We start from the raw sequence: 13,320 nt of genomic DNA, 5'->3' as shown, positions 1-13,320 counted from the left end.
GGTCATATCCTGCAATGCATTGCCGCCTTGCGGGTGGAGGTCGGTTGTTATAGTCGAGCGCTTCTTTACGCCTGCGTCTGGTCGTAGCAGGCGTTCAGCATTGAACCCGATACAGGAATGCGCCCGTGAACAAACCCCTGCTCATCGCGACACTTTCCGCCAGCCTCCTGCCCCTCTCCGCGCTCCAGGCTTCGCCGCAGGCCGGGTATGGCCCTCAGCTGGAAGGTTTCGAGTATCCCCACCCGATCCAGCGCTTCGAATTCAGTTCGCAGCAGCAGGCTCTGTCGATGGGCTACATGGACGTGAAGCCAGCCGGCCAGGCCAATGGTCGTACGGCGGTGCTGCTGCATGGCAAGAATTTCTGCGGCGCGACCTGGGAGGCGACCATCAAGGCGCTGAGCGATGTCGGCTACCGCGTGATCGCGCCGGATCAGATCGGTTTCTGCAGTTCGAGCAAGCCACGTGGCTATCAGTTCAGCTTCGGCCAACTGGCCAGCAATACCGACGCGTTGCTCGAGTCGTTGGGTGTGGAGAAGGCCACGCTGATCGGTCATTCCATGGGTGGCATGCTGGCCGCGCGCTACGCCCTGAGTCATGCCTCGCGTGTCGAGAAGCTGGTGCTGGTCAACCCCATCGGTCTGGAGGACTGGCAGGCGGAGGGCGTGCCCTACGTGACGGTGGACCAGCTTTACCAGGGGGAGTTGAAGACCTCCTACGACGGCATCAAGAACTACCAGCTGAAGTTCTACTACAACGGTGTGTGGAAGCCCGAGTACGACCGCTGGGTCGACATGCTCAACGGTATGTACAGCGGCCCGGGCAAGCAGATCGTCGCCTGGAACCAGGCCCAGACGGCAGAGATGCTGTTCACTCAGCCTGTGGTGCACGAGTTCGCCAATATCAAGGCGCCGACCCTGTTGCTGATCGGTGGCAAGGATCGCACCGCCCCAGGCGCCAATCGTGCGCCGGCAGAAGTCGCGCAGCGCCTTGGCAACTACCCGGAACTGGGCCGCAAGACCGCCGAGGCGATTCCCGAGGCAAAACTCGTGGAGTGGCCGGAGCTGGGCCATTCGCCGCAGGTCGAAGCGCCGGCGCTGTTCCACGAGGTCCTGTTGCGCGAACTGGCGGCCGGCAGCAACTGAGCGACCCGGCAGAGCCCGATTTCGGGCTCTGCCGATGGCGATCGGATTTAGGCGCTCCCGGCGGCTTTCGTTACAGCCCAGCCTGGTGGTGGAGCTGTCCGGGCTTCGCAGCCCCTGTTCGCGGCGGGGCGCCGCTCCTGGCGTTGCGCACTGGCCAGTAGGCTCTGCCAATAAATAGTTCCCCACCTTCCTGATACCCCGTCATTCAGCACGCTGAGTGTCGCGGCCTGCGCCCCAAGCCAGGGCGCCATTCATCCTTTCGGGCGACAGATGAAATCCCTCCTTGGTGCGCTTATCCGGGATGTGGTCGCTGCGTAGGGTTCCCTGCAGTTGCACCCCACTTCAGGAGACCCGCATGACAAGAACAACAGGGCCCGGACTATTCCAGCCGCACACCTTGGCTTTGGCCGTCGCCGTCGGTTTCGTCGCACCGGCGCAGGCCGTCAACTTCAACATCGGTGAGATCGAAGGGCAGTTCGACAGCTCGCTGTCGGTCGGCGCCAGCTGGTCGATGCGCAGTCCGGATCGCGATCTGATCGGCCCCAACAACGGTGGCCAGGGCCAGGCGCAGACCGGCGATGATGGACGCCTGAACTTCAAGAAGGGCGAGACCTTCTCGAAGATCTTCAAGGGCATTCACGACCTCGAACTGAAGTACCGCGATACCGGCGTGTTCGTGCGCGGCAAGTATTGGTACGACTTCGAACTCAAGGACGAAAGTCGCCTGTTCAAGGACATCGACGACAGCAATCGCAAGGAAGGCGCGCAGTCTTCGGGGGCGGAAATCCTCGATGCCTTCCTCTACCACAACTACGCCATTGGCGATCTGCCGGGCACGGTGCGGGTCGGCAAGCAGGTGGTGAGCTGGGGGGAGAGCACCTTCATCGGCAACAGCATCAACGCCATCAACCCTATCGACGTGGCCGCCTTCCGTCGCCCAGGCGCGGAGATCAAGGAAGGTCTGATTCCGGTGAACATGCTCTACCTGTCGCAGAGCCTGACCGATCAGTTGAGCATGGAGGCCTTCTACCAGCTGGAGTGGGACCAGACCATCATCGACAACTGCGGGACCTTCTTCTCCACCGCCGATGTGGCCGCCGATGGCTGTGACAATGGCTATCACATCGGCTCGCCAGCCATCGCGCCGCTGCAGCCGGTGGCGGCAGCGTTCGGTCAGGGCTTTCGGGTCGACAGCGAAGGGGTGATCCTGCCGCGCGCCGGTGATCGCGATGCGCGCGACAGCGGCCAGTGGGGCCTGGCCCTGCGCTGGCTGGGCGACGAGACCGAGTACGGCGCGTACTTCATGAACTATCACAGCCGCACGCCCATCGTCAGCACGCAGAACGCCGGCCTGGCGACCCTGGCCGCCCTGCCGGGGATCATTGGCACCGCCGAAGGCATCGCGCCGGGCAGCGGAGCCGGTCTGGCGCAGAGCGTGATGCTCGGCAACGGTCGCTACTACCTCGAGTACCCGGAGGATATTCGTCTCTACGGCCTGAGCTTCTCCACCACGCTGCCCACCGGCACGGCCTGGGCGGGCGAGATCAGCTACCGGCCGAACCTGCCGCTGCAGATCAACACCACCGACATGACCCTGAGTTTGCTCAACCCCATCGCCCCTGGCACTGCACCGGTCGCGGCCGGGCCTGGCCAGGACAACGTCGGCTATCGGCGCAAGGAAGTCACCCAGGTGCAGACCACCTTCACCCATTTCTTCGATCAGGTAATGGGCGCCGGGCGCTTCACCCTGGTGGGCGAGATCGGCATGGCCCACGTCGGTGGGCTGGAGAGCCGTGAAGACCTGCGCTACGGCCGCGATTCGCTGTTCGGGGCCTACGGCTTTCGTGGCGACACCCATGGCTTCGTCACCAGCACCTCATGGGGCTACCGCGTGCGCGGCATCTGGGAGTACAGCAACGTGTTCGCCGGGGTGAACCTCAAGCCGAACATCTCCTGGTCGCATGACGTCGACGGCTACGGCCCCAACGGCCTGTTCAACGAGGGTTCCAAGGCCGTGAGCTTTGGTGTCGACGCCGACTACCGCAATACCTACACCGCCAGCCTGTCGTACACCGACTTCTTCGGCGGTGATTACAACGTCGCGGTCGACCGCGACTTCCTGGCGCTCAGCTTCGGCGTGAGCTTCTAGGCCATCAGGATCAGTTGAGGAATGCAGATGAATACAACCCTGAAGATGCTCGGCGCACTGTCCCTGAGCCTGCTGGCCAGCGGTGTGCTGGCCGCAGTCAGCGAGCAGGAAGCGGCCAAGCTCGGTACCAGCCTGACCCCGCTGGGCGGCGAGATGGCCGGCAATGCGGCCGGCACCATCCCCGCCTGGACGGGCGGCATGGCCAGCGATGCCGGGCAGGTCGATGCACGCGGTTTTCTCAGTGACCCCTTCGCTGGCGAACAGCCATTGTTCACCATCACCGCGCAGAACCTGGAGCAGTACCGCGAGCAGTTGTCAGCCGGGCAACTGGCGATGTTCGCGCGCTACCCGGACAGCTATCGCATGCCGGTGTATCCGACGCACCGCAGCACGGCGGTGCCGGACGCGATCAACGCCGCAGCCAAAACCAGCGCGCTGAAGACCGGCCTGCGCGATGGCGGCAACGGTCTGACCGGTTTCACCGATAGCCGCTATTACGCCTTCCCGATTCCGCAGAACGGCCTGGAGGTGGTGTGGAACCACATCACCCGTTATCGCGGCGGTAACCTCAGGCGCAGCATCGTGCAGGCCTCGCCGCAGACCAACGGCGCCTATACCCTGGTGCACTTCGAGGATGAAGTGGCTTTCCCGGAGAACATCCCCGATGTCGATCCAGGCAAGGCGGAAAATGCTCTGTTGTTCTTCAAGCAACGGGTCACCGCACCCTCGCGTCTGGCCGGCAACGTGCTGCTGGTGCACGACTCGCTCGATCAGGTCGCCGAGCCGCGCATGGCCTGGCTGTACAACGCCGGCCAGCGTCGCGTACGCCGTGCGCCGCAGGTGGCGTACGACGGTCCGGGTACTGCCGCAGATGGCCTGCGTACCTCGGACAACTTCGACATGTTCAACGGCGCGCCGGATCGTTACGACTGGAAACTGGTAGGCAAGCGCGAGCTGTTCATCCCCTACAACAACTACCGCGTGGCCACGCCTGAGGTGAAGTACGCCGACATCCTCAAGGCCGGCCACGTCAATCAGGACCTGATCCGCTACGAGCTGCACCGGGTGTGGGAAGTGGAGGCGACGCTCAAGGCGGGCGAGCGCAACATCTACGCCAAGCGTCGCTTCTACGTGGACGAAGACTCCTGGCAGATCGCCCTGTCCGAGCACTACGACGGCCGCGGCCAGCTCTGGCGTGTCGGCGAGGCGATGTTGATGCAGCAATATGCGCAGAAGGTGCCGGTCTACGCGTTCGAGGCGCTGTACGACATCATCGCCGGGCGATACATCGCCATCGGCATGGCCAACGAGGAGAAAACCTCGGTGCAGTACGGCACCCAGGCCTCGGCCAAGGACTTCACCCCGGCCGCGCTGCGTAACGCCGGCGTGCGCTGACCTGGTAGCAGCCCGAAGCAAGCCGGTGTCGCCCTGTGCGCCGCCGGCTTTTTTCTGCGTGCCTCTCTCACGTGAATCTCGCGCCATAAGCGCCAAGGGGTGGTCGCACGCGTTGAGCGGGGTACCATCGCCGGGTGGTTCAACAATGACAAGCAGAGAGAACCGCTGCCATGCCTACCCTTGCCATCGCCCGTCCGAGTGCGCTGCAGGTGCAACCTGCCGATCTACCGCGTTTGCCGCCCTGTGTGGTTTCCCGCCCAGCCCTGCTGCAGCGTCTGCTGGCCAGCGAGTCGCGCCTGCGTTTGCTGTGCGCGCCTGCCGGTTCTGGCAAGAGCGTGCTGCTCGGTCAATGCGCGCGCCACACACTGGCCGGCGTCGAGCGCGTATGGCTCGACCTCGGAGGGCGCAGCCTGACGCCGCCGCAGCTGTGCAAGCGACTGGCCGCAGCCATGCAATTGCCGTTCGACGATGCCGGCGAAGCGGGGCTGATCGATCGGCTGCACGAGCATGCGGGGCGTCTGTGGATCTTTATCGACGACTACCCGCGACAGGCCGACGATGAGCTCGATGCCTGCCTCGACCGGTTGTTCGCTGCGGCGCCGCAGCAGGTCACCTGGTGGGTCGCCAGTCGCCGCATACCGGCCTGGAACCTGCCGCGTCTGTTGCTGCAGGGCGATCTGCTGGAGCTGCAGGGCGAGGAGCTGGCGCTGGATGACGCGGCGCTGAGCGAGTTGCTGGCGGCGTTGCAAGTGACTCTGGCTGATGACGTCCGGCAGGCCCTGCTCGAACGCAGCGAAGGCTGGTTGGCGGCGATCCGTCTGCTGTTGCTCGATGCCGACGAAGATGCGCTGCGCCAGCGTTTGCAGGAGGGCTGCCCGGTGCTGCGCGACTACGTGCAGCGTGAGGTGCTGGCCGATCTGGACGAGGAGCTGCGCAGCGATCTGCATGCCCTGGCTCTGCTGCCGCGTTTTTCCCTGCCGCTCTGCGAGCATCTGCTGGAGGGTCGTGGCAGTGAATTGCTGGGCGAACTGCAACGGCGCCAGCTGTTCGTGCGCAGTCTCGACAGCAGCGGTACCTGGTTCCGTCTGTGGCGACCGCTGGCCGAGATCCTGCGTCTGCTGCCGGGCGCGCCGGTGCCGGCCTCCATCCATGTGCGTGCCTGTCAGTGGTTCGCTCAGCACGGCGATATTCGCGAGGCCGTCGAGCATGCCCTGCTGGCGGGGCAGGTCGAGGTCGCGGTCAACTACCTGCAGCGTTTCAGCCAGGAGCAACTGCTGCAGGGGCACTCGGTCGCTCAGTTCCTGCAATGGCGCGAAGAGCTGCCGGCCTGGCTGTTCGCCAGTTCACCGCGGTTGATCGTGCTGCAGGCCTGGGCCCTGATCATCTGCGCTCGTTTCGATGAAGCGGCCGACTGCATCCAGGGGCTGGCGCATTTCATGCCGCAACCGGATGAGCGCCGCCAGCGCAAACTGGTCGCCCATTGGCAGGCATTGACGGGTGTGTTGGCGCGTCAGTGCGGGCGCCGCGATGCCCGGGTGCACTGCGAGCAGGCCCTGCAGATGCTGGACGAGGGCAGCTGGTCGCAGCGCGTGCTCTGTTACCAGGCGCTGGCCCAGCAGCATATGGCCGAACATGCGTTGGACCAGGCCAAGCAATCCCTGGATCAGGGCCTGCGCCTGGCACGACTGCACGGTAGCCTGATCTTCGAGGCGCTGCTCAATACCGATCACTGCCTGCTGCTGCAGATGCGTGGCGAGGCCGGGCGCGCCGCTGAGCTCGCCGAGCAGTCCCTGGCGCTGCTGCGCGAACGCTTCAACCATAGCCCGGTGGTCGCTCGCCTGCTGCTGGTGCGGGCCAGCCTGCTGGCCCGCCAGGGCCTCGACGAGGCGGCGCAGCAGGCGTATCGGCTGGGGCTGCAGGAGGCCGAGCACTGCGAGGATGCCTACATCATTTCCGGCTACCTCGGCATGCTGGAGCTGGCGGAAAGCCGTGGCGATCTCGACGAGGCCCATCAGTGGTTGCAGCGGGCCGAGCGGGTGATGCAGTGGTCGCATGTGCCGGAAGTGCGTTACCGCTGCGTGCTGCAGTTGCAGGCCGGGCGGCTGCTGCTGCGTCAGGGGCAGACCGGGCGCGCACGCGAGCTGTTCGCCCAGACCCTGCAGCAGTTGCAGCAGCGTCAGCAACTGGCGCCCTCGGAGTTCTACGATCTGTTGCCACGCTTGCGTCGTTACCTGGCGCTGAGCGACCTGCTGCTCGGTCACCACGCTGCCGCTGAGCATGCACTGCGCCTGCTGCTGGATGAATGCCAGCTCGCCGGGCATCGCAGCCTGGCCTGCGAATGTCGGGTCAGCCTGGCCGAAGCGCTGCTCATGCAGGGGCAGCAGGAGCAGGCCGATGGCCTGTTGCAGCAGGCGCTTGGCGAGGCGCGACAGCTGCGTCTGCTGCGGCCGTTGCAGGAGTTGCAGCAGCGTCAGGCGCAGTGGCTCGAGCGCCTGTTGCCGAGTGAGGCTGGGCAGAGCCTGCATCAGCGCCTGTTCGAACCTGCGCCGCGCCTGGATGAGCCGGCCAGTGCCGGTACTGCGCTGCTCAGCTCACGCGAGTTGGCAGTGCTGCAACTGATCGCGCAGGGCTGCTCCAATCAGGAAATCGCCGATCGCCTGTTCATCTCGCTGCACACGGTCAAGACCCATGCGCGGCGGATCAACGTCAAGCTCGGCGTGCAAAGACGCACCCAGGCGGTGGCCATGGCCAAGGCGCAGGGGCTGATGGGGGATTGAGTTCGGCCTGCTGCGCGTCGGCGCTGCTGCGTTAGAGGCAGGCTCACAATGCTCATGTACAAAAGTACAGTCGCCCGCGACTCCGACCGTTGCTCGCCTGCCTCTGCCTTGCATCGCTCTAGCTCGCGAGGCCTCACAGTGCGGTGATCGCGAGCGGGGATTCAACCAAGCAAATAGTCAGCTCGTAGGGTGGGCTTTAGCCCACCTGGGTTGGTCAGCGTGGGCCGAAGCGGATCACCCGCCCAGCTCACCCTGCAAGGCCTAGCTGCCTGGTCAGCCGAGGAAGTAGAACGCGCCGCAGATCACCACGCCCGAGTACAGCAGCATGATCAGGCAGTAGCCCATGATGTCGCGTGCGCCGAGGCCGACGATGCCCAGCAGCGGCAGTGCCCAGAACGGCTGGATCATGTTGGTCCAGGCGTCGCCCCAGGCAATCGCCATGGCGGTAACGGTCGGCGAGACGCCCAGTGCCTGAGCGGCCGGCAGCATGATCGGGCCCTGTACGGCCCACTGGCCGCCACCGGACGGCACGAACACGTTGACCACGCCAGCGCTGAGGAAGGCCAGCAGCGGGAAGGTGTCAGCCGAGGACCAGGAGATGAACGCTTCGGTGATCTGCCGGCCAAGGGAGATGCCGTCGGCGTTGGCGCCCATCATCATGCCCATGATCCCGGCGTAGAAGGGGAACAGCAGGACGATGCCGCCAATGCCGCGCACGCTCTCGTCCACCGCGCGCATGTAGCGCTCCGGGGTGCCGTGCATCAGCAGGCCGCAGAACAGGAAGATGGCGATGACCAGGTCCAGGCCAAGCACGAAGCCCTTGGTGGCGAAGTGGTTGAACAGGTAGATACCGGCCATGGCCACCAGTGCCAGACCGAGGATGCGGCTGTCGTCCAGGCGCTGTGCCGGGGTTTCACGAGCCGGCAGCTGCGCACGCGATTCCACCAGCTTGGCGGCATCGGCGACCTTGGCACCCTGACGCGGGTGCATGGCGCGGTTGAGCAGCGGCAGGCCGATGAACAGCAGAGCCACGATGGTCAGGTTCAACGGGCTGAACAGGGTCTCGGTGATGCTCACCGGATCGCTCAGCACGCCTGCGGTGATACGTGCCAGATCCGGGCCACCGGTGGCCATGGACAGCGGAATCGAGCCGGCCAGGCCGCCGTGCCAGACCAGGAAGCCCGAGTAGGCCGAGGCCACCAGCAGCGGGTAGTCGACGCCATCGACCTTGCGCGCCAGGGCGCGGGCGAATACCGCGCCGATCACCAGGCCGAAGCCCCAGTTGACCCAGCAACCGACCAGCGCCACCAGGGTGACCATGATGATCGCCTGACCGGGCGTGCGTGCCAGACCGGCGAGGCGGTCGAGTTGGCGGTTGATGATCGGTGCGCTAGCCAGGGCGTGGCCAGTGACGAAGATCAGCGACATCTGCATGGCGAAGCCGAGCAGCGTCCAGAAACCACCGCTCCAATGTTGCACCATGGCCGGTAGCGATTGGCCGGTGGAGAAGATACCAGCGAGCAGCACGCCCAGCGTGAGCAAGGCGGAGAACACGAAAGGTGAGGGCAGGTACTTCTGTACCAGGCTCACGCTCATGCGGGTGAGGGTGTTGAACATGGATGACGCCTCTTTCTTATGGTTGTGTAAGAACCTGTTCAAAGCCTGCTGCGCGTCGGGCCTGCAGCGTTAAAAACAGGCTCGTGCGCGAGTCCGATCAGAATGCTCATTTACAACTCGTAAAGTCGCACGCGACTCCGACCGTTCTTCGCCTGTTTTTGCCTTGCATGCCTCTAGCTCGCGAGGCTTTGAACATGTTCTGGGGCTTTACCAGGCATTCAGGGTTGGCTATGCCTGCGGTTTGCAGTGGATATGACAAAGCTCGGCCGAGGCCGAGCTGTTTGCGTAGCCCGGATGCAATCCGGGAGGTCCATGCTGGGTTTCCCCGGACTGCATCCGGGCTACGGTGCTCTGGTTTCTCACGCGGGCCTGTAGGGTGGATGTCGCTTTTTACATCCACCACAGCGGTGGATCGGTGAAGCGCGATCCACCCTACGGCTCAGCGCTCGATGGCCAGCGCCACACCCTGACCACCACCAATGCACAGCGTGGCCAGGCCTTTCTTGGCATCACGGCGGATCATCTCGTGCAGCAGGCTCACCAGCACGCGGCAGCCCGAGGCGCCGATGGGGTGGCCGAGGGCGATGGCGCCGCCGTTGACGTTGACTTTGTCGGCATCCCAGCCCAGTTCCTGGCCGACCGACAGCGCCTGGGCTGCGAAGGCTTCGTTGGCTTCGATCAGGTCCAGATCGGCCAGGCTCCAGCCGGCCTTGTCCAGGCAGCGGCGGGTGGCGGAAACCGGGGCGATGCCCATGATTGCCGGGTCGACACCGGCGTTGGCATAGCCGGCAATCTTCGCCAGCACGGGCAGGCCCAGCGCCTGCGCCTTGGTCGCGCTCATCAGCAGCACGGCAGCGGCGCCATCGTTGAGGCTGGAGGCGTTGCCGGCGGTAACGCTGCCGTCTTTCTTGAACGCCGGCTTGAGCTTGGCCAGGGATTCGGCGGTGGTGCCGGCACGCGGCTGCTCGTCACGGGCGAAGGCGACGGGGTCGCCCTTGCGCTGCGGGATCAGCACTGGAGTGATCTCTGCATCGAAACGCCCAGCCTCGATGGCCGCCACGGCCTTCTGTTGCGAAGCGGCGGAGAAGGCGTCCTGGGCTTCACGGCTGATGCCGTATTTCTCCACCAGATTCTCGGCGGTGATACCCATGTGGTAATCGTTGAAGGCGTCCCACAGGCCGTCGACGATCATGCTGTCGAGCATCTGCGCATGGCCCATGCGCAGGCCGGTGCGGGCCTTGGGCAGCACATAGGGCGCGAGGCTCATGTTCTCCATGCCGCCGGCGATGATCACTTCGGCATCGCCACAGCGGATGGCCTGGGCGGCCAGGTGCAGGGCTTTGAGGCCCGAGCCGCAGACCTTGTTGAGGGTCATGGCTGGCACAGCATGGGGCAGGCCGGCGCGGATGGCAGCCTGGCGTGCGGGGTTCTGGCCACTGCCTGCGGTAAGTACCTGGCCGAGGATCACTTCATCGACCTGGGCGGCGTCGAGGCCGGTCTGTTCCAGCAGGCGCTTGATGACGATGGCGCCGAGCTCCGGCGCGGGAATATCGGCCAGGCTGCCCTGGAAGCTGCCGATGGCGGTGCGGGTGGCGGCAACGATGACGACGTCTTGCATGGGGAATCCTCTTGGCGCGGTAGGGCGGAAAAAGCCTCGCGGATGAATCCGCTCCTACAGGGTGTAGGACATAGTTAAAAAACGTTCCGTAGACGCCGTGCGTGGTGGCGCCTACGGAACGGTAGACAACTTTAGAAGCTCATTTCCGGCACGTGTTCGGGGACGATCAGTTTACCGGCGGTCTTGGCGACGATTTCCTCGATGCTCACCCCCGGCGCGCGCTCGCGCAGGATGAAGGCGTCGTTCTCGATTTCCAGGTAGGCCAGGTCGGTCAGCACCTTGCGGATGCAGCCGCAGCCGGTCAGCGGCAGGCTGCAGTGCTCCAGCAGCTTGGATTCGCCGTCCTTGGAGGCGTGGGTCATGGTGACGATGATGTTGTCGGCGCCGGCCACCAGGTCCATGGCGCCACCCATGCCCTTGACCAGCTTGCCGGGGATCATCCACGAGGCGATGTTGCCGCGTACGTCCACTTCGAAGGCGCCGAGCACGGTCAGGTCGACATGGCCGCCACGGATCATGGCGAAGGACTGGGCCGAATCGAAGATCGCCGCGCCCTTGATCGCGGTGACGGTCTGCTTGCCGGCGTTGATCATGTCGGCGTCCACCTCGTCTTCAGTGGGGAAGGCGCCCATGCCGAGCAGGCCGTTTTCCGACTGCAGCATCACCTGCATGCCCTCGGGCACGTAGTTGGCCACCAGGGTGGGGATGCCGATACCGAGGTTGACGTAGAAGCCGTCCTGCAATTCACGGGCGACGCGCTGAGCCATTTGTTCACGGGTAAGAGCCATGCTGGTATCTCCTCAGGCGCGCAGCGTGCGTTTTTCGATGCGTTTCTCGAAGCTGCCGCAGATCAGCCGGTCGACGTAGATGCCGGGGGTGTGAATCTGCGTCGGGTCGAGTTCACCGGGTTCGACGATCTCTTCCACTTCGACCACGGTGATGCGTCCGGCGCTGGCGACCACCGGGTTGAAGTTCTGCGCGGTGTGGCGGTAGACCACGTTGCCGAAGTGGTCGGCCTTCCAGCCTTTGACGATGGCGAAGTCGCCGGTGATGGCGGGTTCGAGGATGTAGTGGCGGCCGTTGATCTCGCGCGCCTCCTTGCCCTCGGCGACCGGGGTACCGTAGCCAGTGGCGGTGAAGAAGGCGGGGATGCCGGCGCCGCCGGCGCGCAGCTTCTCGGCCAGGGTACCTTGCGGGGTGAGTTCGACTTCCAGCTCGCCGGAGAGCAGCTGCTGCTCGAACAGGGCGTTCTCGCCGACATAGGAGGCGACCATCTTGCGGATCTGCCGATCTTCCAGCAGCACGCCGAGGCCGAAACCATCGACCCCGCAGTTGTTGGACACCACGGTGAGGTCGCGCACACCACGGCGGCGGATCTCTGCAATCAGATTCTCGGGGATGCCGCACAGGCCGAAGCCGCCGGCCAGCACGGTCATGCCGTCCTGCAGGCCGTCCAGGGCTTCTGCATAGCTGCCGACGCGTTTGTCGAGTCCGCTCATTCGAGGCTGCCTCTTGTTGTTGTGGGGCAGGAGCACTGCCAGGCTGTGGCCAAGCTTCTGCGCTATGAGCTTATTTGTTAAGTTTGTTTTTCCTCTTGATTGATCAGGTAAATAAATCAATGACCGTCAAGCAGCTACGCGCCTTTCTCGCCGTGGCGCAGAGCCTGAGCTTCGCCCAGGCCTGCGAGCGTCTGCACCTGTCGCAGCCGGCACTGAGCCTGGCGATCAAGAATCTGGAGCAATCGCTCGGCGGCCAGTTGCTGGTGCGCACCACCCGCAGCGTGGCGCTGACGCCGGAGGGCGAGACGCTGCTGCCGATTGCCGTGCGCCTGCTGGCCGACTGGGACAACACCGAGGATCTGCTGCGCCAGCACTTCACCCTGCAGATGGGCAAGGTGGCGGTGGCCGCCATGCCGTCGTTCGCCGGCAACCGCCTGCCGGCCGCGCTGCGCGCGTTTCGCGATGCCTACCCACGGGTCAACGTAGCGGTGCACGACGTGATCAACGAACAGGTGATGGAGATGGTGCGCGATGGCCGCGTCGAACTGGGCATCGCCTTCGAGCCGGCGACCCTCGACGGTCTGCAGTTCACGCCGCTGTACGATGATCGTTTCGTGGCCGTGGTGCCGGCGGCCAGCGAGCTGGCCGGGCAGTCGGCGCTGACCTGGACGCAGTTGCTGGAGCAGCCCTTCATCACCCTGCAACGCCCCTCGGCGGTGCGCCTGCTGCTGGAAGACAGCGTGATCTCCAGCCACGGCAAGCTGCCGGTGGCGTTCGAGAGTCATCAGTTGGTCACGGTCGGGCGCATGGTCGCCGAAGGCCTCGGCGTCAGCGCCGTGCCGCAATTGTGCCGGCAGCAGATGGAAGAGCTGGGCGCCCGCTGCCTGCCGCTGAGCGAGCCGCAGGTGTCGCGTCGGGTGGGGCTGTTGCACCAGGCCGGGCATCAGCTGTCCAGGGCGGCGCAGGCGCTGAGTGAGACCTTGCTTGGGTTAGCGAAAAAGGGTTGATGCGGACAGTAATAAATATATTTTTTAAGTATTGGTTCTAGATTATTTATATATTTTAAATCTCGATTCGTTGTCTTTAGCATCCTCGTGCCAGTCGTCTGGCCGCTAACAACAAC

9 protein-coding genes are annotated in these 13,320 nt (G+C 64.7%); 5 read left to right on the top strand and 4 right to left on the bottom strand.

Features of this window, described 5'->3' with window-relative positions; translation table 11 throughout:
* Positions 1-125 precede the first annotated feature (125 nt).
* The 4 genes from ACN0X6_RS19330 (at position 126) to ACN0X6_RS19315 (ending at position 7,463) form a co-directional block, all read left to right on the top strand.
* Positions 126-1,142 (top strand): alpha/beta fold hydrolase, encoded by a 1,017-nt coding sequence (locus ACN0X6_RS19330; protein WP_417706449.1) that lies wholly within the window; start codon positions 126-128, stop codon positions 1,140-1,142.
* Positions 1,143-1,497: 355 nt separating this feature from the next.
* Positions 1,498-3,291 (top strand): DUF1302 domain-containing protein, encoded by a 1,794-nt coding sequence (locus ACN0X6_RS19325; RefSeq protein WP_417706447.1) that lies wholly within the window; start codon positions 1,498-1,500, stop codon positions 3,289-3,291.
* A 27-nt stretch (positions 3,292-3,318) separates the two neighbouring features.
* On the top strand, positions 3,319-4,686 hold the full coding sequence (locus ACN0X6_RS19320; RefSeq protein ID WP_417706445.1) for a DUF1329 domain-containing protein: 1,368 nt from the start codon (positions 3,319-3,321) through the stop codon (positions 4,684-4,686).
* 170 nt (positions 4,687-4,856) lie between these two features.
* Positions 4,857-7,463 (top strand): LuxR C-terminal-related transcriptional regulator, encoded by a 2,607-nt coding sequence (locus ACN0X6_RS19315; protein ID WP_417706443.1) that lies wholly within the window; start codon positions 4,857-4,859, stop codon positions 7,461-7,463.
* A 273-nt stretch (positions 7,464-7,736) separates the two neighbouring features.
* Here ACN0X6_RS19315 and ACN0X6_RS19310 read toward each other — a convergent pair whose 3' ends face one another.
* The 4 genes from ACN0X6_RS19310 to ACN0X6_RS19295 form a co-directional block, all read right to left on the bottom strand.
* The gene (locus ACN0X6_RS19310) at positions 7,737-9,080 is read right to left on the bottom strand and encodes a short-chain fatty acid transporter (protein ID WP_417706442.1); all 1,344 of its coding nucleotides are present in this window, start codon (positions 9,078-9,080) and stop codon (positions 7,737-7,739) included.
* Between the two features lie 439 nt (positions 9,081-9,519).
* Positions 9,520-10,698: an acetyl-CoA C-acetyltransferase gene (locus ACN0X6_RS19305; RefSeq protein ID WP_417706441.1), complete on the bottom strand. Its 1,179-nt coding sequence runs from the start codon at positions 10,696-10,698 to the stop codon at positions 9,520-9,522.
* Positions 10,699-10,829: 131 nt separating this feature from the next.
* Positions 10,830-11,486 (bottom strand): CoA transferase subunit B, encoded by a 657-nt coding sequence (locus ACN0X6_RS19300; RefSeq protein WP_160018439.1) that lies wholly within the window; start codon positions 11,484-11,486, stop codon positions 10,830-10,832.
* Positions 11,487-11,498: 12 nt separating this feature from the next.
* On the bottom strand, positions 11,499-12,197 hold the full coding sequence (locus ACN0X6_RS19295) for a CoA transferase subunit A (protein ID WP_417706439.1): 699 nt from the start codon (positions 12,195-12,197) through the stop codon (positions 11,499-11,501).
* 119 nt (positions 12,198-12,316) lie between these two features.
* On the opposite strand from ACN0X6_RS19295, the gene ACN0X6_RS19290 reads away from it, so the two are divergent.
* Complete coding sequence (locus ACN0X6_RS19290) at positions 12,317-13,204, top strand: LysR family transcriptional regulator (RefSeq protein WP_417706437.1); 888 nt, start codon at positions 12,317-12,319, stop codon at positions 13,202-13,204.
* Positions 13,205-13,320: the final 116 nt, after the last annotated feature.

Origin of the sequence: Pseudomonas sp. (genome assembly GCF_048269965.1) — a bacterium.
GTDB lineage: Bacteria > Pseudomonadota > Gammaproteobacteria > Pseudomonadales > Pseudomonadaceae > Aquipseudomonas.
The sequence above is the reverse complement of the archived record's forward strand: the minus strand, read 5'-3'. Positions and strand labels throughout refer to the sequence as shown.